Raw genomic sequence first — 23,872 nt, forward strand, 5'->3', positions numbered from 1 at the left:
TTATATCTTACCATTACACTATTTGTTTTTCAACAAGACAGAAATGGATATATCTACTGCTCGACAATGACTGATTCACCTTCACTTTGATCTCCGTCCATCCATTTCCACTTTTCAAACAGTTGGATTTTCCCGTTATCCAGCTGCTTAGGGGTGGAATGACATGAACCGCTTCTCATGCTGCCATCCTTACTTACATGATGATATCTAAAATGAAGTGCTCCGTCTTTATTCACAGTTCCTACAAGTACGCCAGATTGAATACTGCCGCCTTGATATGTGCCCGTTAAAATATTCCCGTCCTGACGATATTGAAATATGGTTCCTTCCGATACTTCCCCATTGCTCGAATTAGACTGCGGGACAAAGGTTTTTCCGTCATATTGAAACAACCGAATCGACCACCTTTTCTTACCTATTGTAACATAGGCCTGTCACTCATTCGACAAAAATGATGCAAATTTTAACAAGTGGGATTCAATTTATATTAGTTTAGCCACATTTTAGCTTTTCTATAGATTAAATTGTTTTTTTAGAAATTGTTCGACTTTCTCAAACAATTGCTGTGCACAAGGCTCATGACAAACGTGATGTTTACAATCCGGTAAATAGAACATTTCTTTCTGACGGGACGGGATTTTATGATAAATGAATTCTGCACTAGAAGCGGGGACGATCCCATCGCTTTCACCTTGAACGATCAAGACAGGTAGATGAAGCTTTTCAAGAGAACCTTTCGTTTGCTTCACCAATTTCATAAATTCTACAGCAGCTGATAGCGGTGTACTCTTCAGCTTATGACGATATCGATCATACAATGGGTTCGTATCAATCAAACCAGACAAGGATTCCTTCACCATCTGCCTTGTGTCTTGAATCATTTGTTTTGGGTTAACATATTTAGCAGCAGCACTTAACAGAACAAGACGGGCCACTGGATACTTCGCTGCTAAATATGAGGCAATCATCCCGCCCATAGAAAAGCCGACCAAATAAATGGTGTCACATGTTCGGTAAAGGGATAAGAGTTCTAATTCAGCGGTGGCAATCCACTCCTGATAGAGAATGCCTTTGAGCTGAAGTTCCTCCCCATGCCCCGGAAGCGTGACAGATTGTACCGTCCAATCTGTCGTCTGCTTTAAATATTCCGCAAGCGGCTCTACTTCATACGGGGCACCAGTAAAACCGTGTATACATAGACAGCCAATCACCCTGTCACCTTCTTTGCCGATCTGATTTATAGTGCAGTAATCACGTCTTCCAATCTCATGCCACGGGAAGCTTTGACCAGAACGACATCGTCAGGTCCTGCCACATCCGCTAGTTTTTTCTTCAGTTCTTCTTTGTCCATATAAGAAGATACACGGTCGTCTCCAAATGCTTTCTTTGCTCCTTCAGCAATGAATGCGCCAAGACGGCCAAACGTTAAAACATGATCAATAAACTCAGGCTTGATGTACTCCCCTACTTCAAAATGATAGGTTTCTTCTTCACTGCCCATCTCCAGCATATCTCCGAGAACGAGTATGCGGTTAGCAAAGCCATCCATATCTCCTACAAGATCAATCGCTGCCTTCATCGACGTAGGACTCGCATTATACGCATCGTTGATAACCGTGATGCCCTTATCTGTTTTAAACAGTTCTAAACGCATGCCTGTCAATTTCGTTTGCATTAGCCCTTGGGCAATTTGCCTTTCATTCAGACCGAAATGCTGGCCGATTGCAATAGCTGCAAGAGCATTCTTTACATTGTGTTTCCCTAATACAGGAATGAGAAACCCTTGAGCATATCCCTCCACTTGAAATTCAGTGCCTTCAGCGAGTTGGTGGATGTGAATCACCTTGATATCACAGTCCTCTGATTCCCCAAATGTTTTTACGCTACGTGCAAGGGCATTTGCTCTTTGGCGGAGTAAAGGCTCGTCTCCTAAATAATAAAAAGTCCCATCCTCTTTTAACCCTTTTGTGATCTCACATTTTGCATCTGCAATGGCTTCTCTTGATCCTAGATCCTGCATATGAGATTCTCCAATATTGGTGATGACAGCTGCATCAGGTTCAGCGAGATTAGATAAAAATTCGATTTCTCCTTTTGCACTCATGCCCATCTCTAATACAGCAATCTCTGTTTTTTCTGGCATTGCAAGGATGGTCAGTGGAAGTCCAATATGATTATTAAAGTTGCCATCTGTTTTATGGACTCTGTATGTCGTTTGTAGGACAGAATGGATCATGTCTTTCGTCGTTGTTTTGCCATTACTTCCAGTAATACCGACAACTCGAGGGTTTTCCTCTTTTAAGTATGATTTCGCAAGCTGTTGGAGTGCTGTCAGAGTATCCTCTACAAGAATGACAGGTACACCGGATGGTGGGTTCGCTTCTGTTTCATTCCAAAGAACCGCTGCCGCTCCAAGCTCCACTGCTTTTGAAGCAAAAGTGTGACCGTTAAAATGTTCCCCGATAAGCGGGATAAATAGTGCGCCTTTTGATACTTTTCGTGTATCTGTTGTCACTCCGTGTATCTGTTCTTCGCCAAAAGCTTCATTCGATAATGTGCCACCAGCCATTTGGGCGACTTGTTTCACTGTACGTTTGATCATGTTTTTTCGCCTCTCTTTCTCATTTCACGTTTGAAGGAAAAGAGACACTACCTGTAGGATAGTGTCTGCTTGCTTCTTACATTAAAAAGTGGTTTTAATGGTTTGTTTTTCTTGATGGCGCTCAATTGCAAGTGACACCAGCTTCTCAATCAGCTCAGGATACTCTACACCAGTATGTTTCCAAAGCAGCGGGAACATACTAAAAGGTGTGAACCCTGGCATTGTATTCACTTCATTGATCAGCACTTCGCCTTCTTCTGTTAGGAAGAAATCTGCACGTACGAGGCCAGATCCATCAATGGCTTTAAATGCCTTAATCGCCATATCATGAATCGTCTTGTACTCTTCCTCTGACACACTCGCAGGAATGATCAAATCTGTATCGCCATCTTCATATTTTGCTTTGTAGTCATAAAAATCTGTTTTAGGTGCAATTTCACCAACAACTGAGCATTTCGGCTCGTCATTTCCTAATACACCAATTTCAATTTCTCGTCCTACAACGCCTTCTTCCACAACAACACGACGATCATATTGGAAAGCCAAATCAAATGCTGTTTGCAGCTCTTCTTTGCTGCGGCATTTACTAATTCCGACACTTGATCCCATGTTGGCAGGTTTCACAAAACAAGGATACCCGAGAACTGCTTCTACCTGTTCTAGACTGTCTGATATGGCTTTCTCATAATCCTTTTTATTGAAGGAAAGGTGCTTTGCCTGCGCAAGTCCAGCTTGAGCAAACACATCTTTCATCATGACTTTATCCATACCCGCAGCAGACGCGAGAACGCCGTTACCAACATACGGGATATTCAATAGTTCAAGTAACCCTTGCATGGTCCCATCTTCACCATTTGGCCCATGTAGCAATGGAAAGACAACATCAATCTTTTCATCAGCTGCTGCAGGCTGTGGAAACATGCTTTCATTTAAAGAAGTTGGTAAAAACGTCTTTGCATTTTGTTCAAATTGAAGCATTTTGACGTTTGATACTGGTTCAGTGAGTTTTTCTCCTCTTAGCCATTCGCCCTCTTCTGTAATATAAATTGGATGTATATCGAACTTCTCAGTGTTAAGTGCTTTTGTAACTGCAAGGGCTGTTTGCAGTGATACATTATGTTCGGCTGACTTTCCGCCGTAAACCAATCCTAAACTTATTTTCAATGGATACTCCCCCCACTAAAATTCATCTTTACTATCTTATCACTTTCAAGCAAAAATGCTCTAATTAATTTTTGTTGTTACGGAATTGAAATGATTTGTAAAGATTGTAAGCGCCCCCCCGAGCATTTGTATGTCATTCGCCTTTATTTTATATTAAAATGACAAAATGACATTGAAAAGGAGTTGTGACAAATTGAAAAAAATTACAAGCACTGAACAATTCAACGAAATCATTCAATCAGACAAAGAGGTCATCGTTAAATTCTTTGCGACATGGTGCCCTGATTGCACTAGAATGGACATGTTCATTCCAGACATCTTAGAGGCTTATGCTCAGAATGAATGGTTTGAAATAAACAAAGACGACTTTCCTGAGTTAGCGGAAACGTATCAGGTCATGGGAATTCCTAGCCTGTTAATTTTCAAAAATGGCGAAAAAACAGGTCATTTACACAGTGCCAACGCTAAATCACCTGAAGAAGTAACAGAGTTTCTTCAAGAACACGTTTCATAACTCATTTGAATGGAGACATCAGCCAACTCATGCTGGTGTCTTTTTTTATATCCTTTTAAATCAAATCTCTTCATAAGACGAGATGTGCGGCTAAAACGTTTCAACATCGGCAGGAATGTTTGATCTGATTTCATGACAAGGTTTGACAGCGAATTATTTCCTGGGAAAGAATTCATCGTCGATATGGATGGGAATATGTCGGTTACGTGAATTTTCTGAATTGAATCTTTACTTATGACATTCTGCTTTGTATAATGGAGTTTCTAATTGGAAATGATTATCAATTTCATCTGTGTGAAATCTTATAGAGTCCATTCTACCAAAGGAGCGTTGAGTTACATGTCTAAGAAGAAAATCAAAACGTATCAGCAATTGATCGAAGAAAACAAGGAAGCAATCATGCAAGATCCTAAAATGATGGAAAGTATATACGAAACCATCGACAAAAAGCACCAGAAGCAGCTTGCCGCTGCTGGACGTGAATCATAAACACAAGAAGAGCAGTCAAACAGATGGCTGCTTTTTTATTTGCCTGAAGAAAAGAAAAAAGCCGATAAAATCTATTCTTCGATTTTATCGGCTTTTGTTTTAATGTGATTTTGCTACACGGTCTTGTTTCATTCCTAAATAGATGAGCATATATGTCAGATAACCCATTGTCATCGTTAAACCACCGAAGAAGAATTGTGAAAACACGGGTTCTTCAAATGTCGTAACGGCAGCAAGCACGATCCAGCTCGCATATAAATAGACCATGAACCATTTCATGTTTCTTTTAAGTGTATACAGAAAGAAAAGACCCGCTAATGAAAAGATCCCTAGCGCTAGTCTGAAATAAACAAGATGATCAAACTGGAAGGCAAAAGACACAAACGAAAACGACAACAGCAACAAAATGGGTAAAGCCGTAATAAAATTTTTCACGATAGTGCCACCTCCATGACTCTGTCTTATTATAAGACAAAATCAGCCGGTTATCGTGAAATACAGACTCGTTTTCACAAAGATGTCACGAATTTTTCTTGTTATTTGACACAATTTTTACACATTTACATCACGCTTCCAAAAAAGGAGCCAAGCAGCACCAACAAAGAAAACAAAATGCGCCCCTACAATGAATAGCGAAAACAGAGGGCTCATGCCCTGAAAGAGCGGCGGACCTTGAAAACTGTATTGTGTGAAGTCCGTATTAGCGAAAAGTAGAATCTTCCCCCACTGATTTTCTAACAGAGACATGATCGACACTAGTGATTTCGCCGCGTATAAGACGAAAAATGAAGTCACAAGTGCAATCAGACTGTTTCTAAACAAACTTGAGCACAGAAAAGCAAAGCTTGCCATCATGACCACTTCCACCCACTGTGATCCAATCACAGCAAATGTATGCAGAAATAACCGCCCAGTGCTTTCATCAAAATCAGTACCAAAGAAAATAAGGCCAAAAAGAAAAGCGAACACATAATAAAAAACAAACAGGTAAAGGACCATCAGCACAAGAGTGATGTATTTTGACAAGAAAATATGAAGCCTTGTCTTCGGCCGGATCAACAAGAACTTGATGGTTCTTTTTTGAAACTCTGTTGAGATCAATGTGGCGCCAATCACGACAGCGAACACTTGTAAAATAAATACAACATTCGTGGAATAAGCAAAATAGTTCGCGACTGTATCTTGCCCGCCAAGCCCGGAAATGACTCGTTTCAATGCTAGAGCCATCGTCAATTGAAAGACAACAATCAGTCCAAGTGCAATGAATGTGATCTTTTGTCTCGTGATTTTTTTATGTTCATTCTTGATGAGTTGAAGCATCTGTCGTCCCGCCTTCCGTCCATTTCATAAAGGCCTCTTCAATTGATTGTTTTTGAGGCGTCATTTCAAGTACATCAAATTCTGCTAAGACAAGCTGTTTATTCAGCTCCGGCACACGGTCTTTATTCAGTTGAACCAGAACATGCTGATCCCTTTGTTCATATGTATATCCTTGCGTATCTAGCCATGAAACTGCCTTTTCTACTGGCTGAATATTCATCAGTACCTGCTCTTGCCCTTCCATGTCGCGAAGGTTTGTATTGGCTTTGATCTGTCCTTTTTGGATGATGATCATACGGTCACAAAGCTCTTCTACTTCATGCAAAAGATGTGTAGCAAATAACACAGAGACACCTTCTTCTTGTACAAGCAGTTGCAAGTGCTCTCGAAACTCCTTCATTCCTGCGGGATCAAGCCCATTTGTTGGTTCATCTAAAATGAGCAAATTGGACTTATGCAAAATGGCTTGTGCAATCCCAAGCCTTTGTTTCATCCCTAGTGAATACGTTTTGACCTTCTGATGAATGGCGTGCTCCAGACGAACTCTTTTTACCACTTCAAGAATGCGCTCTTCTGAAACTCCATCATGCATAGACGCATACAGCTCAAGGTTTTCAAAACCTGTTAAATATGAATAAAATTCCGGATTTTCTATGATCGCCCCAACAGATGACATCGCCTTTTGATGATCATCATCTTGAGAATATCCATTTATGATGATCCGGCCGTTGTTTTTTTTCATCAAGCCAACGATCAATCGAATCAAGGTCGTTTTTCCAGACCCATTTGGTCCAAGTAAACCGACAATTTCCCCTTGCCTAATGTCCATCGAAATATGTTGCAAAATTTGATGCCGGCCAATTTGTTTATCGACGTTCTCTATGTGTAAAACAGCAGACTGCAAAGTGGTTCCTCCTTCTGATGTAAAACCTATGGCGGCAGTTACGGCCGCTCATCCTGTAAAAAGTATATCACGCTAGACAAGCCGTTCCACGAAAAAAAGGGCTGATCCAGTCAGCCCTTCTTGTTGTTACAGTGATAAATTAGGTGTTGGTGCTTCCTTCTCATGTTTCTTTTCGGTTTCAGAAACAATCACCGCACATGCTGCGTCACCTGTAATATTGACCACGGTTCTTGCCATGTCTAATAAGCGGTCTATGCCAAGGATCAGCGCAATGCCCTCAACAGGAAGATTCACGGAATTTAAAACCATGGCTAGCATGATGAGCCCTACCCCTGGGACACCTGCTGTGCCAATACTTGCTAGTACTGCCGTTAAGACAACTGTCAGCATTTGAACAAGGGTTAATTCAACTCCATACACTTGTGCGATAAAAATAGTCGCAACCCCTTGCATGATCGCTGTACCATCCATATTAATGGTCGCACCTAGCGGCTGCACAAAGCTTGAAATAGGTTCTGGCACCTTCAAACGCTTTTGAGCTGTTTCCATTGATACTGGTAGTACTGCGTTACTGCTTGATGTACTAAATGCCACAATCATCGCTGGAGAAAATCCTTTGAAGAATGCCATTGGATTTCGTTTAGCTAATAGGGCAACGGTTGACCCATAGGTCAGGAAGAAATGCAAGATCAGCGCAATTAAGACGACTGAGAAGTAAAGTCCCATCGCTTTCATGGCATCGAGCCCCTGACTGCCAATCGCCGTTGCGATCAAACCGAATGTCCCGTACGGTGCGAATTTCATCACAACACCGACAAGATACATCATTAATTCATTTCCTTGTTCAAACAGCTTCAGCAAACCTTCTGTTTTTTTACCGAGCAAGGCAATGCCAAGACCTAAAAATACACAGAAGACGATAATTTGAAGCATATTTCCTTCAACTAGAGATTGGACTGGATTGGTTGGAATAATATTGAGTAGTGTGTCTGCCATTGATGGGGCTTCCTCAGCGGAGTATTCTGCCGCTTTCGTATCAAAATTGCCAAATGCGCCTGGCTTAATAAGTAAGGCCAATGAAATGCCAATAATGATGGCAAAAGTCGTAGTGAGTAGAAAGTAAGTAATGGTTTTTACGCCGATTCTGCCAAGTTTTTTCGGATCGCCAAGGCCTGCTACACCAAGTGTGATCGAAAAGAAGACAATCGGTACAACTAACATTTTAATCAGGTTTAAGAAGATTTGACCTAGAGGTGTAAATAAATAAGGGTCTAACACTTTGAATACGTTTGGAGCAAAAATGTTGAGTAGTAGTCCTGTGATTGCACCTACAATTAAAGCAATAATAATTTTCGTCGCAAGCTTCAATAAAATCTCCCCTTCCTCGTCAAAAAGGCCCACGAGAGAGTCTTCTCGTGGGCCTGCGTGTCCATACGTGTACCACTGTCTACTCTCTTCACGCTGATGAGGTTAGCTGACGGGTTAGGACGAAGAGATGTCCTTTTTTCTTAAAATAAGAAAAATTCACCCCAAAAACTTGGGTCCCCCATTCCTTTAGAAGGATTAAGCGTGTGGTAATATGATATTTTCATACTATTTATACCTTATTTTTAGAAAATTGTAAACAGGTTCATATGAACTTTTTAATTACTTTCTTCCTTATTCGTGACCTCCAAGATATCTAAGATAAACACAAAGATTGGGATGCCGATAATCAGTCCCCAAATGCCAATATAGTGTTCAGAGAAGATCAGGACAATAAACGTGAAGAAAATAGGGAGCTCTGTTTTAGCTGACATGAGCTTCGGATTTAAGAAGTAGGCTTCAATGGCATGGATGATCACGATCACCAGCACAATATATAGGACGTACATTCCGCCTCCAAGTGTATACGCAATGATGCTGAGTGGAACGAGGGAGATGACCACACCCGCTACCGGAATTAAACCTAACAAGAAGACCATGACCGCTAATCCAAATAATTGCGGGAAGCCCATAATGCCAAGCGCAATTGTCGTTAACACACAGTTAACTGTTGCAATGATGAACTGTGCTTCAAGTACCTTACCAAATGTTCTGGAAAACTTACGTCCAAAGAAGGCAATTTCATGATAGAACACGGAGATTTTACTCGTTTTGAACTTATTCATGAATTGAATGAGGCGTTCCTTTTCGAACAGGAAGAACATGCTTAATATTAAGGACATAATGACCTGGATACTGAACGTGCTGAAATCTGTTAAGTATGTATAGAGGAAATTAAACCCTTTCTCGAAGAAAGAAGATATTTTGAAATCTCCGAACACATTGGTGACGACGTCAAAGAAGGGTAAATCTTGTGGATGATCTGCAATCTTTTTCCCTAAATGAAATAACTGTTCCACCTGTTTCGCGATGATGGGCACAAACACAAAGCCGCCAAACGTCAATCCACCAGCTAGGAGAATGTACAAAATGGTGATGACTGATTTCTGTCCTATTTTCAGGAAGCGATTTAAAAAGCCTCTTATGACCTCTTCTAACCGATTCATTAAAAAGGTGAAAATGAAGGTCAAAAGGATTAAATTCATCATTCCTCTTAATAGATATAATGCTGTGGCTAATACTACAAATACTGAAAACCTCTTGACACCAGGTTTTTCGAACAATTTAAAAAATGCCGCCATACGTTACACACCTGCCAGGACTAAAGTCTATTTTTCGTTGGATCTCATATTCATTATATCGGATCTTTCTGTAAATTATATAACAAAAGGTCAATGAGGTCTTACGATTCGTCCTAAATTTATCAAGCTTTTATGTTTTTTCTTTTTTACACAAGAAAAAACCGAACCCCATGTAGAACATAAGGTTTCGGTTTTTGGTTGTTTTTATACTAAACAGCCTGCTTGATATTTCGCATTTCCTGTAGCGCTGTTTTACTCTTCGCTTCGTCAAATTCCCCTTCACTTTTCGCTACAACAATTGTAGCAATTCCATTTCCAATCAGGTTCGTAATCGCTCTTCCTTCACTCATGAAACGGTCGACCCCTAATAGCAGTGCAAGACCTTCTAGCGGGATAACCTGAAGTGCAGCAAGTGTAGAAGCCAGCACGATAAATCCGCTTCCTGTGACTCCAGCTGCTCCTTTTGATGTGAGCATCAGAACAAGGATAATCGTGATCTGCTGTCCGATGGATAGGTCCACCCCAAACACTTGCGCTAAGAAGACCACTGCCATGGACAAGTAGATTGAGGTTCCATCTAAGTTAAAGGAATAGCCTGTCGGGATGACAAGTCCAACAACCGACTTAGAGCACCCGTAGCGTTCCATTTTATCCATCATTCTTGGCAAGACAGATTCTGAAGAACTTGTGCCAAGAACAATTAAAATTTCATCTTTGATAAAACGGAGGTAACCGAACAGGCTGAAGCCATACATTTTACAAATGATGTTCAGCACGACGAAAATAAACAGGAACATCGTCATATAAACGGAAAGCATCAGACTAGCCAGTGGTTTAATTGAAGCTAAACCGAAGTGTCCGATTGTATAAGCCATTGCTCCAAATGCCCCTAATGGCGCGGCACGCATGATGTAACCAATGATTTTAAAGAAGACAAGCGACAGCTTATCAAGCCATTCGATGATGCCTTTCCCCTTCTCGCCAAGTGCAGCGAGCGCAACACCGAATAAAATAGAGAAGAATAAGACCTGTAAAATATCTCCCTTTGCAAAGGCATCTACCATGTTAGATGGCACAATGTGTGTGACAAACTCCATCCAGTCGATACCCTGTCCCCCATTTTGGGTATATTGCGAGACATCCCCTTTTTCAAGCTTACTATAGTCAAGACCCGCTCCTGGCTTCATGATATTGACCACAAACAGTCCGATGACAAGCGCAAGCGTCGTCACAACTTCAAAATAGATAAAAGCTTTTCCCCCAACTTTTCCAACCTTTTTCATATCCCCCATCTTGGCAATTCCAAGAACAATGGTTAAGAAAATAATGGGTGCAATGACCATTTTCACTGCATTAATAAATGTGTCACCAAGCGGCTTCATTTCTTTCCCGACGTTTGGCCAAACCATCCCAACAATGATCCCGATAATGACAGCTGCAATGACCTGAAATGTCAGGTTCTTCAATAGCCTCTTCATAAAAAATCAACTCCCTCACCCTTTGATGTAAACGCTTAACTGTTATCTGTAGGTAAATGATAGCGATTTCATCAAAGGCTGTGAAGCTTATGGACATATCGTACATTTTGGTCTTTTTGGTCTCTTAGTCAGAATGTACGATATATTTATTCACAGGGCGTCCGACCCCGCCATATTGCATATCTAATTTCAGCTCGCCTTCTTTTACAAGGAAGTCTAAATAACGGCGTGCCGTGACACGTGCAATCCCAAGTGCATTGGCGACTTCCTCTGCAGACTGCGCTCCTTCTTGCAGACGCATATAGGCTTTAATTTCATTCATCGTATGCACATTCAGCCCCTTAGGAAGCCATGTGTCTTCCTGCTTAACTGCAGGCTTTCGTATGATATCATCGAGCATCTCTTGAGAAAATTCTGCTGCGGTACGAATTTTTGATTTGAACGCTTTATAGCTTTCAAGAGATTCTTTCATCCGTTCAAACTTAAATGGCTTAATGATATAATCTCGGGCACCATTTTGAAGCATGGTGCCGATCGTCTCTTTGTCCTTTGCTGCCGAAATCACAATCACATCCACCTGCATCTTTTGCTTTCTGATGTCTTGCAGTGTTTTGACGCCATCTTTTTTAGGCATATACACATCGAGCACCACAAGATCTGGGCGAATGTCTTTGATCAGCTGGATGCCCTGCTCGCCATTTCCTGCTACAGCCGCAACTTGAAAGCCAGGGACACTCTTAATGAACTCTTTATTGACTTCTTGCACCATCGGATCATCTTCAATTAATAGCACCTTAATCTGAGTCATCTGTCTCTCTCCTCTATTGTCATTGGGAATTCGATTGAGAAGGTGGTACCAATGCCGATGCTTGATGTGACTTCTACATTTCCCATTCCTTTGTCGATAATCGTTTTTACAATATACAGCCCGTAGCCTGTTCCGCCTTCTTTACCGTGAGTAAAGCCTTTGTCGAAAATATGAGGAATCATGTCCTCTTCTATTCCAGATCCATAATCTTCAATTAAGATCGCGAGGACATCCTCTGTTTGATCAATACTAATAGAAATGAGTTTTGTGTCTCTTTCTACAGTATCATACGCGGCAAAGGCATTCTCGATCAGGTTGCCAAGTAGCTTCGTCATATCATGCTGATCCAGCCGCTCTGGGAAATCGCGCAGACTGCTATTTTCATCTACTTCAACCTTTATGCCTAGCTCCTTGCCCCTTCTTATCTTGCTCATCAATAAACCTGCAACTGCATCATGCTGTATTACACGGTGGAGAAAGTCCGTCACATGCTCCTGTTCTTCGGTCGTTTGAAACGCTAAATCGAGCGCTTGATCGGCTTTCCCCAGCTGAATTAATCCCGCAATTGTATGAAGCTTATTCATATGTTCATGATTTTGCACCCGCAGGCCATCAACGAAGTTCTTCACCCCGGTTAATTCCTCCGCCAATTTGGCCGCCTCTGTCCGGTCCTGAAAAATCGCAACCGCTCCGATGATTTTCTTTTTCATCACAATTGGAATTCGGCTGCTCATGATCCGCTTTCCGCTCATATGAATTTCTTCATTGTAGACGGGTTCTGCGCGGTCAATGATTTCTGGAAGCCTTGTATCTGACAGCACATCCCAAATATTTCGGCCCACTACATCACCTGTCACGCTGAAAATTTGCTTTGCTTTTTCATTAAAAATGGTGATCATGTGCTGGTTATCAATGGCAATGACCCCTTCATTAATGGAATGAAAGGTAGCGGTGCGTTCCTCTAGCATTCTGACAATCTCATGCGGCTCCAGCTTAAACATTTGCTGTTTAATATGACGGGCGAGCAAAAATGAACCGACAAGACCAAAGCTAAGCGTCAGCAAAAGGATCATGAGGATATCCTGCTTCATTTCTCCTAATATATCTGCCATACTCGGTAATGTTCTTCCGACTAGTACAACCCCTGTTTGGTTAAATTTTTCATCCTTTACTGGATAAAAGGCTCTAATGGCTGTGCCAAGCTCTCCCTGTGCTTCTGAGAAATAGATATGCTCTGCAAAGGCAGGTTCTTCATCTGTCCCCTCTGAGCGCTGGCCAATTCTTGTTTTCACTGGATGTGTCAGTCGCACGTGATCCATATCCATGACAACAATGTAGTCAGCATCTTGGATAATCCGAATCTCTTCAATGGCATGCTGCAAACGCGCACGCTCCTTTGTCTGATCATCCAATGCCTGCTTTACCTCATTCATCTCAGCTACTGTTCTTGCCGTGTTCATGAGCCTTTTTCGAAGTTCTCGTTCCTCTGTTTGCTGAATTCCCCCGACCAGAACAATTCCTCCGATTAAAAGGGCAAAAATGACAACGAAATATGTGAGGATGGTGAGCTTCCATCTAATAGATAATTGTTGTAATTTCAGTCGATTTCTCATCATTTTTTCACCTGTATCTTTACGAATTCTTCCTCTGTCAAGTATCCTTGACATAAGGGGGATCTGACGCATGAAGAATTTACTCGCCTATACGCTATTGCTCATCATCGGTTTTGTAACCGCTTTATACTTTGGTTTTTATCATATGATGCCTAAATCAGCGACGACCTTCGACGATGAACAGACTGGGCTGAAGGATCAGCTTGTGTTCAAATTCAGCCATGTTGTCGCAGATAATACCCCAAAAGGGCTGGCTGCAAAGAAATTTGCTGAGCTTGTTCACGAAAAATCCGATGGCAGGATCAGCATTCAAATCTTTTCAAACGGGAGTCTTTATTCTGATATCGAAGAAATTAATGCACTAAAAGAGAATCAAGTTCAATTTATTGCTCCGTCTACGTCAAAGCTCGGCATGCTGTCCCCTGAATGGCTGGCACTTGATCTGCCCTTTGCCTTTTCTAACTACGATGCTGTCCAAGAAGGGTTACATGGTGCGATTGGACAGAGACTGTTCGGCACACTGCAAAAAGACGGACTAAAGGGAATGGCCTACTGGACAAATGGCTTTAAGCAAATCACTTCGAATAAAGGCCCTATCAAGCAGCCTAGTGATTTAAAAAAGCAATCTCTCCGTATTATGCAAAGTGACATGATTGAAAAACAATTCAAGCTTCTTGGCGCAAAACCCTATCAGGAATCGTTTAATTCAACATTTCAGCTGCTAGAAACAAAAAAAGTAGACGGTGAAGAAAATACAATTTCAAATATTTATTCAAAAAAATTCTATCATATACAAGACTATATGACGATCAGTAATCACGGGTATTTAGGGTATGTCGTCTTAACGGATCAATCTTTTTTTGATCGTCAAACACCTGAGACGAAACGAATTTTACTCGAAGCGATGGAAGAAACAACGGCATGGAACGAAAAACATGCCGAACAGATGAACAAGGATCAGCTGGAGGATATTAAACGCGAATCTCCAATTGCGATACACGAATTAACACCAGCAGAGCGGCAAAAATGGATGAAGGCGCTCGATCCTTTGTATGATGAAGCAGAAAGGATCATCGGTTCCACCTTGATCAAACAAATCCGCGAGCTCCGGGCACGCTATGAATATTCTCCGATTCAAGCGTTTGAAGAAGATGCTGAGACCAAATAAAAAATCCCTTGAGAGAGGGATTTTTTTATGCGCCGGAGTCACGCTGTTCTTGCTGAGCGAGCTCCTCTAATCTTGATAATATTCTGCGCTTTCGATATTGCATGATGCCTGTTTCGGCAATTCCTTTTAACTGTGAGCGGTTGGACGCTGCACCAAACAAAATCCCCGCAATTGGGACAAGTTGAAACAGCTTCTTCCAGCCAAACGAATCACGGTAGTTATATACGACCTCACGCCATCCTTGAATTTGAGAGATCATGTTTTCGTGCTTCCCTTCTGATGCATGATAGCTCTTCAGCTCTTTTAATATTGATTTTTTCCCAACAACGTCAGCAGAATTCAGCTGTAAACATTTAATGATAAAGACTCGTTCTTCTTTATTTTTCGGATCATAGCCATAGGTGACGGCGATATCCTGTAATGTTTTTAAAGAGAGACCGAGGACAGCCGGAATATCTGCCGCTAATGTAAACATACCTCCGACACCTGTTGTCGCACCTTGCACAGTGGCGAGGTTTGTTCGGTTTTTCCCCATCTGATCACTAATGGCATCCATGACCTCGATTGGAGCCGCCTCAATATCTTCAATACGCTGAATCGATTCATCGGCACATTTCTTTTGAAATTGATGAATAATGCCTTTCTCTGACGTCAAATAGACACCGCCTGATTGAGTATAGTGCCCCATCTCATCTAATAACACACCGATTTTTTTTTGAATAAAGGCAGGGGTCAGCTTGTCCAGCATTTGAAATGGAAGCCGGCTAAGTTTCTCCCAAAAGCATACCTTTTGCTGGTCTTTCTCCCACTTTTCAATCTCTTTTAATTGTGCTTTTAACCACTCTCTTTCCTCCATGCGATTTGCCTCCTTAGATGCCGTTCAAGTATATGTCTGTTATTATACACAATCCTTGTCCATCATACGTATCGAACATTGAAGTGGTTCCGAAAGGTTTTAATCTCTTTTAAAACGGTTATTGCTTAGTAAACAATAAACAAACAAAAGAGGAGTGATCAACATGTTAGGATTTCTGATTTCATTAGTTGTGGCGATTGTCATTGGTCTCATTGGGAGTGCACTCGCTGGAGGCAGTGTACCAGGAGGCTGGATCGGTTCAATGATTGCCGGGCTTGCAGGTGCTTGGATTGGTCATGGATTACTTGGAACGTGGGGTCCTAGTCTGGCAGGATTTGCGATCATTCCAGCGATCTTAGGAGCAGCCATTTTTGTCATTATTTTAAGCCTGATCTTCCGCAGCGTTGGATCAAGGGTTTCTTAAAAAACGATAGAAAAGAAGAGGAAGCAGAGGATGCACCGCCTAAGATAAGAGGCGGTGTTTTTTATGTTTTGATTGACAAGGTATCTATTTTTTTCACTTACATATGATAAACAAACCTATTAGTTCAGATAGTTGACTTTTCATGAAGATGGGCATATGATGATTAAAAATTGCATCGAGGAAACTTTTTGTGCCAAAGCAAAACTTTGTAGAATCTAGGTGATGACATATGACAAACAAATACATCGAGGCACAAGCCCACATGTCAGTGGCAGCGGAGCGTGCACTTGAAGGAAAGGTGAAGGGATTTAGAAGGCTCCTTCCTTTTCTCGGACCTGCTTTTATCGCCGCCATTGCCTATATTGATCCAGGAAACTTTGCGACCAACATTGCGGCTGGCTCGAAATATGGCTACCTTCTGTTATGGGTCATTCTCATATCCAATCTCATGGCCTTACTCATCCAGTCTTTGTCTGCAAAGCTTGGGATCGCAACAGGGAAAAATTTACCTGAAATTGCGCGAGAAGAGTTTCCAAAACCAGTCTCGATTGGTTTATGGATTCAGGGCGAACTCGTCATTATCGCCACAGATTTAGCCGAATTTATCGGAGCCGCCCTTGGTTTATACTTACTCTTTCGTATCCCGCTGCTTGAAGCATCGATTATTGCAGCGATCGGTTCTTTTGCCATTTTAGAGCTCCAAAGACGAGGTTATCGAGCGTTAGAAGCAGGAATTACCGGCATGCTGTTTGTTGTCGTGATTGCTTTCGCTGTACAAACCTTTGTCGCCAAACCTGATCTTGCAAGTGTCGCCGGTGGACTGTTCATTCCAAGGTTTGAAGGGACAGACAGCGTACTGCTTGCCGCTGGTATTTTAGGCGCTACGGTGATGCCGCATGCGATCTATCTCCATTCAGCCTTAACGCAAAGAAGAGTCGTCGGCAGAACGGAAAAAGAGAAAAAGCTGATTTTTCGTTTTGAGTTTTTAGACATCCTCATTGCGATGGTAGTTGCTGGCGCCATCAATGCCAGCATGTTGATTGTAGCAGCGGCTTTATTTTTTAAAAATGGTCTTTTTGTTGAGGATTTAGATGTAGCATTTCAGCATTTTGGAACTCTCGCAGGTCCTGTATCAGCGATCTTATTTGGTGTAGGTCTGCTTGTAGCCGGACTTTCCAGTTCTTCTGTCGGTACACTGTCAGGCGATATTATTATGCAGGGTTTTATTCAGTACCGCATTCCACTGTATGTCCGCCGGCTGATTACCATCATTCCCCCTATTGCGATCATTGCATCTGGGGTCAATCCGACATCTGCGCTTGTGATGAGTCAAGTGGTCTTATCATTTGGCATTGCGTTTGCTTTAATTCCGCTCATTTTGTTTACAAGTAAAAAACGAATTATGGGCGATTTGACGAATGCTCGCTGGGTGACAGGAATATCTTGGGTGATAGCAGCTCTTGTTGTCGCACTTAATCTGTTTTTAATTGTGGATACGTTTATGTAAAAGACAGTGATCATGCTGTCTTTTATATCGGGTTGTGGTAAAATTTCCCTTGAGAGGATGTGATCACATGTTTTTTTATCAGGATCAAGATCTATCCATGCGGCTGCTTGAACCAAGAGACGCGAGAAGTCTGTATCTGCTCATCCAACGCTCAAGAGAGCACTTACGTGAATGGATGCTGTGGGTCGATTCGACGCAGACAGAAGAAGATAGCATGGCGTTTATTCAAGGTGCCATGCAGCAAGCTTTGCAAAACAATGGTTTTCAGGCTGGAATCTGGTCACATGGAGAACTCGTTGGTATCATTGGCACCCACCAAATTCATTGGATTAATCGGACGGTTTCCATTGGCTATTGGCTCGGGGAAGGCTATCAAGGAAAAGGCATCATGACAAAAGCATGCAAAGCAGTCATTCACTATTTATTTGAAGAGTGCGGTCTACACCGCATTGAAATCAGGGCCGCTGTCGATAATCAAAAAAGTAGACGCATCGCAGAGCGTTTATCTTTTTCACTTGAAGGCATTTTAAGACAATGTGAATGGCTGGGCGACCACTTTGCCGATCACTGTGTGTACGCACTTTTACAGCCTGAATATATGAAACAAAAAACGAATTCGATCAATCAGCCTACTTAATTGTGTCGATTGGATGAACTATTTTACAAAGTGAAGCTTTGTAGTATCCGTTGTGATTGGCATCTGATAAAATAGAAGGAAAAAATCGAGGTATGATGTATGTCTCTTATTATTTTATTTTACTTATGGATTGTCCCTTTATTATTTGGCATTTTCTTCTCATTCCTAACAAAGAAAGCCACATACAAACGCCGCTTTGTCCCATCATATAGCATGGCAGGACTCAGCATCGTATTTCTCATTCTGGCACTCGTCTTTTCAGCCAGTCATTTTCTATTCATTTGCGGTATGTTCCTATTTGCCACAACACTTGTCGGCACAGGCATTCCGTTATTTTTAGCCTTTACCAAAACACCTTCATAAACAAAACCACCTTTTCGCTATGGAAAGGTGGTTTCTTTTTTACTGCTGAGGCATTCGATAGGTCATCGTACCATTTGGGTTTTTTTCAATTACTTTCACAATGTCTTGAAGGATCTCTGACGCTCGATCATTTGAGTCATACTTGCCGAGCGTCTTGACCCAAGAATCGCCGCCTGCGATAGACCCTTCAATCTTTTTACCGGTTACTGTGACTTCGTGAACATTAACGAAACTTTGTTCGTTTTGTGTGAAAATCCATAGCATTGGTTGATTCCCCTTTTTTGTTAATAGCTCATTTCGAATAATGCGTGTCTCGATATCTGCATATCTTACAGGGAACAGTAGTCAAGATTAATAAATTTTATCACATTTTATATATAAGCCTTCTCTGTATTTTGAGACAGATTAATATTACTCCAATTATTTCAATCATTATTCGAATTTATTTTTCCTTATTAACCATTGAATTTTTCGACGTATTTTAAATCAGATTCATCAGGCTCTGTTTTTTGCTCTACAATACTTCCGTTTTCATCGTACTTTATATAAGTCATTTTCCGACCAGCTATATATTCAGATTCATACTTTTTATTTCCATTTTCAAAAAACTCGACTTGATATCCGTCTGCAGCACTTTTATTCATATTACCTATTTTTTTCACATTTCCATTTGAGTAAAATTCAACATACTTTCCCTGCTTAACAGCTTGCTCTACATAGAAATAACTTTCAATATTTCCATTTTCATATAAATCATAGGCTAGTCCTGTAAAAAGTTTTTCTTCTCCTTCTTTAGTAAATTCTACAATTGCTAGCTCGTAGGGTCCTCCATATTCTAGAGATTTTTCAAACTCCGTACCACTTTCTATAGTTATTTTTTTGTCAGAATATCATCCATCATGTAAACTCCTTTCATTTTATAACTTTCATATTTATTATTTTAGAGCGTTCAGATAAAATATTCTGTTCGCTTTAAGCACAGAGACCCTTCATTATGCCTATTTTAATTAGGAATTTCTTAAAATCTTCAGTTTTCCAATATATCGTTGGCTCTTTTGATATATTCCAATTACCGAACTCTATATTAATCGGTGTATAAAGATCATTTTCAATATTTATAGGCTGACTGTCTTTATATTCTGTTACTCTTAACATCATCATGTCTCCTTTCAAGGCATATACACAGCTTTCTTTATTAATGGTAGTAAGCTGTCTCCACGGAGTCATCTAAAATTATTTCCCATATATCGAGTGCTTTTTCATACCAAAAACGGTAGACTGAGCTTCTTGTTATTCTTTTTGGGATCATTTTTGGCAACTTCTTTTTTAGACAATTATCTAAAGTTTTATTTCATAACAAAAAGCACTTTTTGCCTTGAATAACAATAAAGTGCTTTTTATTTTTCAGTCTCGACAATGATGTTTAACCTTCGAATATTTCCGGTATTTTCTCTCTCCAAATTAACAACAATTCTATGAATTCCTTCGTTTCAATTTTATTTTCAAGAGGTTCTTCAATCCTATAATGATGTTCAACTACTGTCTCATCTTTTTTAATATTTACACTGGTAGCATTCAATGTAATTTCAAATTTCTCATATACTCCATCTATAACATTTTGAATATATCCTATATATTCATCCACTTCTTCTATCGATGAAATATCTTGTATAAAATCTGAGAAAATACTTATTTCTTCGGGTAGTATGATTGCTAAATCACCAAATTGGTCTTCCTTAAATTCATATGGATATCTCATATAAGTTAATCACCTTCATATTATTTTTTATATAATGGATATGCTGTAGCTATTGATCCATCTTTTTTCAAATACATTTCTATTTTAATTCCTGATGATGTTATACCTTTAAATTTATTAGGACCTATCTGTTGTTTATTTTGGTAAGCTTCATCGATAGCTTTTAACACATCAATGCGGTTCCATTCCTTAGGAAAGAAACTTGATTTAGCTACTTTTTCAACTCCTTCAATTTCAACTTTAGCTCTATAAATACCGTTTTTATCAGGTAAACTTTCACTTCCTGGAATAATCTTACCACCTTGCATACTTTCATGATGATAACCAACTGCTTTTCCTCTTTTATTAATTTCACCATGATAAATGTGTTTCATCGTATGGGTATTATATTTTTCAGCACCCTTAATCCCCATCTTCCCATGAAACCCTTTCGCCCCAAACGGTAAAAGCATCCCCAGAGCTGCATTCATACTCGCTTCCTGCTGTTCTTTCGAGATCTTATTTCCAAACATATCTCGACCTGTAATCGCTTCGCTGAAGCCGTTAGTTGCGGTGAGGCCATATAAGCCTTTTTGTGATGTTTTCAGGGCGTCAAAAGACTTCTGTGATGTCTTGTAAATGTCTACTGCTCTGACTGCGGCGGACGTGGCTTGAGTCGTCTTATAAACGGCTTTACCGCCTTTGAAAATACGTCCTGCCCAGCCGACGATCGGGATGTAGCCTGCTGCTGCCATGCCGCCTGCGGCGACTCGCTGTCCTGCGGTGAGTTCTTCACCTGTGATCGGATCGACACCTGTTGCGGCACGTTTTGCATCGTTCACGCCTGTCAGCTCATTAACGATATTCCCACCGTAATCAAGGGCTTTTTCATACCACGGACGGTTGGCGAGCGCTTCTTGTTCCTTTGCGATCTTGCGGGCTTCTTCTTGATCTTTTTTGATTTTTAGATATTCAGAAGTTTGCTTCTCAATATCGCTTTTTGCCTTGTAGATTTCGCTATTTTGATACGCTTTCTTGTCAAAATTCATAGGCGAAATGGATTTTCCGTCATTTGTGGCATTGATCATTTCTGCGTACAATGCCATTGTAGCCTTCTCCTCAGTCTCTGACAAAGCATATTCATCTTTTAGATTTTGATCAAGTTCTATTAAATCTTTAACCGTTTTCTTGCGTTCATCTTCCGCATCTGCAATCTTTTCGTCAAAGGTTTTACTATCAAATACCTCCAGAGAAATGAGGTCATCAATATCTTGAAAAATGGTTTTGAGAGCATTTTTTTGATCCTTTACAATACTTTTGGCATTTTTGATTCCCATATGTACAGCGTTGTCTAAAAAGTGTTCTTCTACAAAGGTGTCGCCGCCAAAGTTTGTATCATCAAGTGTCCCAGAAACACCTTCATGAAAGGCTTTTTGTTTATCAATGAAGCGAATAAACATGTCCACATTTCCGGCGAGTTCTTTGTAGAAGCTTTTAATGTTATCGGCACCTTTTCCAGTGAAGTCGTCACCGAGATTGGCAACACCTTGAAGTGCCTTTTTTAAATCTATCATTTGTTCGCGGAGTTCCTGATAGTGTTTTGCCCTTGTATCCATGGCACTGGTTAGTGCTTTTGCATCAAGTATCTTGCCCAGATTAAGCCACTCCCTCCATTATTGATCATAAAGTCTATTTTACCTTTCTCACTGAATTGGAAAAATAGGCTTTAAGTTACAAAAAATCCAGTATGTATATTTTTATACAGCAGAAAACAAGTGATAATTGAAATGATTTTACCTATTCAACAAAAAAAGTCAGTCTCCCTAATTGGAAGACCGACTACCTGCTGTTTAGAAAAAGCGTTTAAGGCTTTTCTTGAGTGGAGGGATATCCAGCTCACCTTTTTCAAAGAATTTTTTCAATAAATATTTACTAAAGCCCGCTGCTTGTGTGTAAGTGATTTTACCAGGTAACGGTGGTTCATTGGTCACTGCAACATCAATGATCACAGGTTTCTCAGCTTGAAGTGCTTGATCAAAGGCTGGTGCTAGCTCTTCATGTGATGACACCGAGATTCCTTTACCGCCACATGCTTCTGCAAATTTTGCAAAATCAATATCTTCCAGCTCTATACCATAGTTGATGTTGCCTTTTACCTGTTGTTCATATTCAATCATACCAAGGTTGTTGTTGTTTAAGATCACAACGACAATTGGCAGTTTATATTTTACTGCCGTCACAAAATCTTGCATCACCATTGTGAAGCCTCCGTCACCACAGACAGCAATGGCTTGGCGGTTTGGTTCGTTTAATTTAGCTGATATTGCGCCAGGTAAACCACAACCCATTGTGGCAAGCCAGCTGGATATAATGAAATCCTGCTGTTTCATTTCGAAATGACGTGCCATCCATACCGTCACATTACCGACATCAACTGAAAGTATGGCATCATCATCTACCGCTTCTTCTAATCTAGCGATGACTTGCTGCGGTTTAAGCGGTGATGTGGCAATAGATTTTTCCTTATCCATTTCTTCTCGCCACTTCATCATATGCTCTGTACAAGCTTCAAGGAAACCGCGCTGCTCTTTATATTCAATATAAGAGGTTAGTTCATGAAGACCAGTCTTACTGTCACTTACAATCCCCACTTCTACTGGATATCTTTTACCGATCTGATCCGGTTTGATATCCAATTGAATGGCAGGTGTGTCTTCCGGTAAGTAATCCCTATATGGGAAGGAGGTTCCAAGCATGATTAATAAATCGCACTCTTCCATCGCTTCATATGCAGGCTTCGTCCCGATCTGACCTAGGTTCCCTAAAAAGTATGGATGCCTGTCTGGAACAACACCTTTTGCAGGAAGTGTAATGACGATCGGTGCAGCTGCCTTTTCTGCAAACGAAAGAAGTTCTTCTTTAGCATTTCTTAATCCTTTTCCTGCTAAGATGACTGGCTTCTTCGCATTGTTAATGAGTTGAGCAGCCTTTAGCAGTTGATCTTTCTTCGGCCGCACATCTCCCTCTACATAAAGAGGTGATGTATAAACGGGACTCCGCTTAATTTTCTGAGAAAATAAATCATCTGAGACAGTGAGAACCGCCACCCCTTTATGGGTATAAGCAGCTTTGATGGCTTGATTCAATAAGTCAGGCAGAGCTTCTGCTGTCTGTACTTGCTGATTAAAGACAGCAACATCGTCAAACATCCGCTCTAATTTGATTTCTTGAAATGCATCTCTGCCTACTTCAGTTGAGGCAACCTGCCCTGCTATCGCTAATACAGGTGCACCGTCCGCTTTTGCATCGTATAGTCCATTTAATAAGTGGACAGCACCTGGCCCAGCAATTGATAAACAAACTCCAAGTTTGCCTGTTAGTTTCGCATCAGCTGCTGCTGAAAGTGCTGCCACTTCTTCATGTCTTGTTTGTATAAATTGAATTTTGCTTGATTCATGCCTTAGTTCTTCGATTAATTCGTTAATACTGTCGCCAGGCATTCCATAAATATGTTTCACGCCCCACTCTTCCAGTAGCGCTGTTACTTCTTTTCCTGCGGTTCTTTGCGGCATGTGAGAAAACTCCTTTTTTCTTACTCCATACCACCGCACCCTTTTGATC

General features: G+C 40.8%; 25 protein-coding genes, 1 pseudogene and 1 riboswitch. Of the genes and pseudogenes, 7 read left to right on the forward strand and 19 right to left on the reverse strand.

The genetic code is table 11. The annotated features are described in order from the left end of the window. Positions 1–53 precede the first annotated feature (53 nt). The 4 genes from ES896_RS13115 to ES896_RS13130 all read right to left on the reverse strand — a co-directional run bounded on the left by ES896_RS13115 (position 54) and on the right by ES896_RS13130 (position 3,766). On the reverse strand, positions 54–392 hold the full coding sequence (locus ES896_RS13115; RefSeq protein WP_017366661.1) for an avidin-fold protein: 339 nt from the start codon (positions 390–392) through the stop codon (positions 54–56). Positions 393–512: 120 nt separating this feature from the next. Further along, positions 513–1,211: an alpha/beta hydrolase gene (locus ES896_RS13120; protein ID WP_017366660.1), complete on the reverse strand. Its 699-nt coding sequence runs from the start codon at positions 1,209–1,211 to the stop codon at positions 513–515. 26 nt (positions 1,212–1,237) lie between these two features. Continuing rightward, the gene (locus ES896_RS13125) at positions 1,238–2,602 is read right to left on the reverse strand and encodes a UDP-N-acetylmuramoyl-tripeptide--D-alanyl-D-alanine ligase (RefSeq protein WP_025206792.1); all 1,365 of its coding nucleotides are present in this window, start codon (positions 2,600–2,602) and stop codon (positions 1,238–1,240) included. A gap of 81 nt (positions 2,603–2,683) precedes the next feature. Further along, positions 2,684–3,766, reverse strand: a complete 1,083-nt coding sequence (locus ES896_RS13130) for a D-alanine--D-alanine ligase (protein ID WP_007496503.1) — start codon at positions 3,764–3,766, stop codon at positions 2,684–2,686. 193 nt (positions 3,767–3,959) lie between these two features. Between ES896_RS13130 and ES896_RS13135 the strand changes: the two genes are divergently transcribed. Beyond that, a complete protein-coding gene (locus ES896_RS13135; protein ID WP_008346934.1) occupies positions 3,960–4,280 on the forward strand; it encodes a thioredoxin family protein in 321 nt (106 codons plus the stop codon). Between the two features lie 339 nt (positions 4,281–4,619). Then, a complete protein-coding gene (gene fbpB, locus ES896_RS13140; protein ID WP_065461547.1) occupies positions 4,620–4,769 on the forward strand; it encodes a Fur-regulated basic protein FbpB in 150 nt (49 codons plus the stop codon). A 99-nt stretch (positions 4,770–4,868) separates the two neighbouring features. Here fbpB and ES896_RS13145 read toward each other — a convergent pair whose 3' ends face one another. The 8 genes from ES896_RS13145 to ES896_RS13180 form a co-directional block, all read right to left on the reverse strand. After that, a complete protein-coding gene (locus ES896_RS13145; RefSeq protein WP_017366657.1) occupies positions 4,869–5,204 on the reverse strand; it encodes a hypothetical protein in 336 nt (111 codons plus the stop codon). A 117-nt stretch (positions 5,205–5,321) separates the two neighbouring features. Next, positions 5,322–6,089 (reverse strand): ABC transporter permease, encoded by a 768-nt coding sequence (locus ES896_RS13150; RefSeq protein WP_024720482.1) that lies wholly within the window; start codon positions 6,087–6,089, stop codon positions 5,322–5,324. Then, on the reverse strand, positions 6,067–6,993 hold the full coding sequence (locus tag ES896_RS13155) for an ABC transporter ATP-binding protein (protein ID WP_135226860.1): 927 nt from the start codon (positions 6,991–6,993) through the stop codon (positions 6,067–6,069). Before ES896_RS13155 ends, ES896_RS13150 begins: the two co-directional genes overlap by 23 nt. A gap of 126 nt (positions 6,994–7,119) precedes the next feature. Further along, the gene (locus ES896_RS13160) at positions 7,120–8,361 is read right to left on the reverse strand and encodes a dicarboxylate/amino acid:cation symporter (protein WP_167764456.1); all 1,242 of its coding nucleotides are present in this window, start codon (positions 8,359–8,361) and stop codon (positions 7,120–7,122) included. A 77-nt stretch (positions 8,362–8,438) separates the two neighbouring features. Then, positions 8,439–8,573: riboswitch (cyclic di-AMP (ydaO/yuaA leader) on the reverse strand. Between the two features lie 63 nt (positions 8,574–8,636). Then, entirely contained in the window at positions 8,637–9,659 is a 1,023-nt protein-coding gene (locus ES896_RS13165) for an AI-2E family transporter (RefSeq protein ID WP_007496515.1), read from the reverse strand. Between the two features lie 209 nt (positions 9,660–9,868). Further along, the gene (gene dctP / locus ES896_RS13170) at positions 9,869–11,137 is read right to left on the reverse strand and encodes a C4-dicarboxylate transporter DctP (RefSeq protein WP_007496516.1); all 1,269 of its coding nucleotides are present in this window, start codon (positions 11,135–11,137) and stop codon (positions 9,869–9,871) included. Between the two features lie 124 nt (positions 11,138–11,261). After that, positions 11,262–11,945 carry a response regulator gene (locus ES896_RS13175; RefSeq protein WP_135226862.1) on the reverse strand — a complete coding sequence of 228 codons (684 nt, stop codon included), beginning with the start codon at positions 11,943–11,945 and terminating at the stop codon, positions 11,262–11,264. After that, entirely contained in the window at positions 11,942–13,561 is a 1,620-nt protein-coding gene (locus tag ES896_RS13180) for an ATP-binding protein (protein WP_026050048.1), read from the reverse strand. Before ES896_RS13180 ends, ES896_RS13175 begins: the two co-directional genes overlap by 4 nt. A 67-nt stretch (positions 13,562–13,628) precedes the next feature. On the opposite strand from ES896_RS13180, the gene ES896_RS13185 reads away from it, so the two are divergent. Beyond that, a complete protein-coding gene (locus ES896_RS13185; RefSeq protein ID WP_025206786.1) occupies positions 13,629–14,726 on the forward strand; it encodes a TRAP transporter substrate-binding protein in 1,098 nt (365 codons plus the stop codon). A 25-nt stretch (positions 14,727–14,751) separates the two neighbouring features. Here ES896_RS13185 and ES896_RS13190 read toward each other — a convergent pair whose 3' ends face one another. Next, positions 14,752–15,582 (reverse strand): EcsC family protein, encoded by an 831-nt coding sequence (locus tag ES896_RS13190; RefSeq protein WP_135226863.1) that lies wholly within the window; start codon positions 15,580–15,582, stop codon positions 14,752–14,754. A gap of 163 nt (positions 15,583–15,745) precedes the next feature. Between ES896_RS13190 and ES896_RS13195 the strand changes: the two genes are divergently transcribed. The 4 genes from ES896_RS13195 (at position 15,746) to ES896_RS13210 (ending at position 18,513) form a co-directional block, all read left to right on the forward strand. Next, positions 15,746–16,006 carry a GlsB/YeaQ/YmgE family stress response membrane protein gene (locus ES896_RS13195; RefSeq protein WP_003214275.1) on the forward strand — a complete coding sequence of 87 codons (261 nt, stop codon included), beginning with the start codon at positions 15,746–15,748 and terminating at the stop codon, positions 16,004–16,006. A gap of 229 nt (positions 16,007–16,235) precedes the next feature. After that, positions 16,236–17,513 carry an Nramp family divalent metal transporter gene (locus ES896_RS13200; RefSeq protein WP_008346963.1) on the forward strand — a complete coding sequence of 426 codons (1,278 nt, stop codon included), beginning with the start codon at positions 16,236–16,238 and terminating at the stop codon, positions 17,511–17,513. Between the two features lie 67 nt (positions 17,514–17,580). Next, positions 17,581–18,150, forward strand: a complete 570-nt coding sequence (locus ES896_RS13205) for a GNAT family N-acetyltransferase (RefSeq protein ID WP_008346964.1) — start codon at positions 17,581–17,583, stop codon at positions 18,148–18,150. A gap of 99 nt (positions 18,151–18,249) precedes the next feature. After that, complete coding sequence (locus ES896_RS13210; protein WP_008346966.1) at positions 18,250–18,513, forward strand: hypothetical protein; 264 nt, start codon at positions 18,250–18,252, stop codon at positions 18,511–18,513. 39 nt (positions 18,514–18,552) lie between these two features. Here the strand turns inward: ES896_RS13210 and ES896_RS13215 are convergent, their stop codons facing one another. From ES896_RS13215 to ES896_RS13240, 6 genes and pseudogenes are all read right to left on the reverse strand, one after another. After that, positions 18,553–18,777 carry a hypothetical protein gene (locus ES896_RS13215; RefSeq protein WP_035704197.1) on the reverse strand — a complete coding sequence of 75 codons (225 nt, stop codon included), beginning with the start codon at positions 18,775–18,777 and terminating at the stop codon, positions 18,553–18,555. A 191-nt stretch (positions 18,778–18,968) separates the two neighbouring features. Then, positions 18,969–19,414, reverse strand: a pseudogene (locus tag ES896_RS13220) (toxin-antitoxin system YwqK family antitoxin). Positions 19,415–19,485: 71 nt separating this feature from the next. Continuing rightward, positions 19,486–19,668: a hypothetical protein gene (locus ES896_RS13225; protein ID WP_135226864.1), complete on the reverse strand. Its 183-nt coding sequence runs from the start codon at positions 19,666–19,668 to the stop codon at positions 19,486–19,488. 268 nt (positions 19,669–19,936) lie between these two features. Beyond that, positions 19,937–20,272: a hypothetical protein gene (locus tag ES896_RS13230; protein ID WP_046342710.1), complete on the reverse strand. Its 336-nt coding sequence runs from the start codon at positions 20,270–20,272 to the stop codon at positions 19,937–19,939. A 20-nt stretch (positions 20,273–20,292) separates the two neighbouring features. Continuing rightward, complete coding sequence (locus ES896_RS13235; RefSeq protein ID WP_135226865.1) at positions 20,293–21,867, reverse strand: T7SS effector LXG polymorphic toxin; 1,575 nt, start codon at positions 21,865–21,867, stop codon at positions 20,293–20,295. A 234-nt stretch (positions 21,868–22,101) separates the two neighbouring features. Then, the gene (locus ES896_RS13240) at positions 22,102–23,823 is read right to left on the reverse strand and encodes a pyruvate oxidase (protein WP_019743133.1); all 1,722 of its coding nucleotides are present in this window, start codon (positions 23,821–23,823) and stop codon (positions 22,102–22,104) included. Positions 23,824–23,872 lie beyond the last annotated feature (49 nt).

Source organism: Bacillus sp. 005/A4HT-01/001 (assembly GCF_004634445.1).
Taxonomy (GTDB): Bacteria; Bacillota; Bacilli; order Bacillales; family Bacillaceae; genus Bacillus; species Bacillus altitudinis.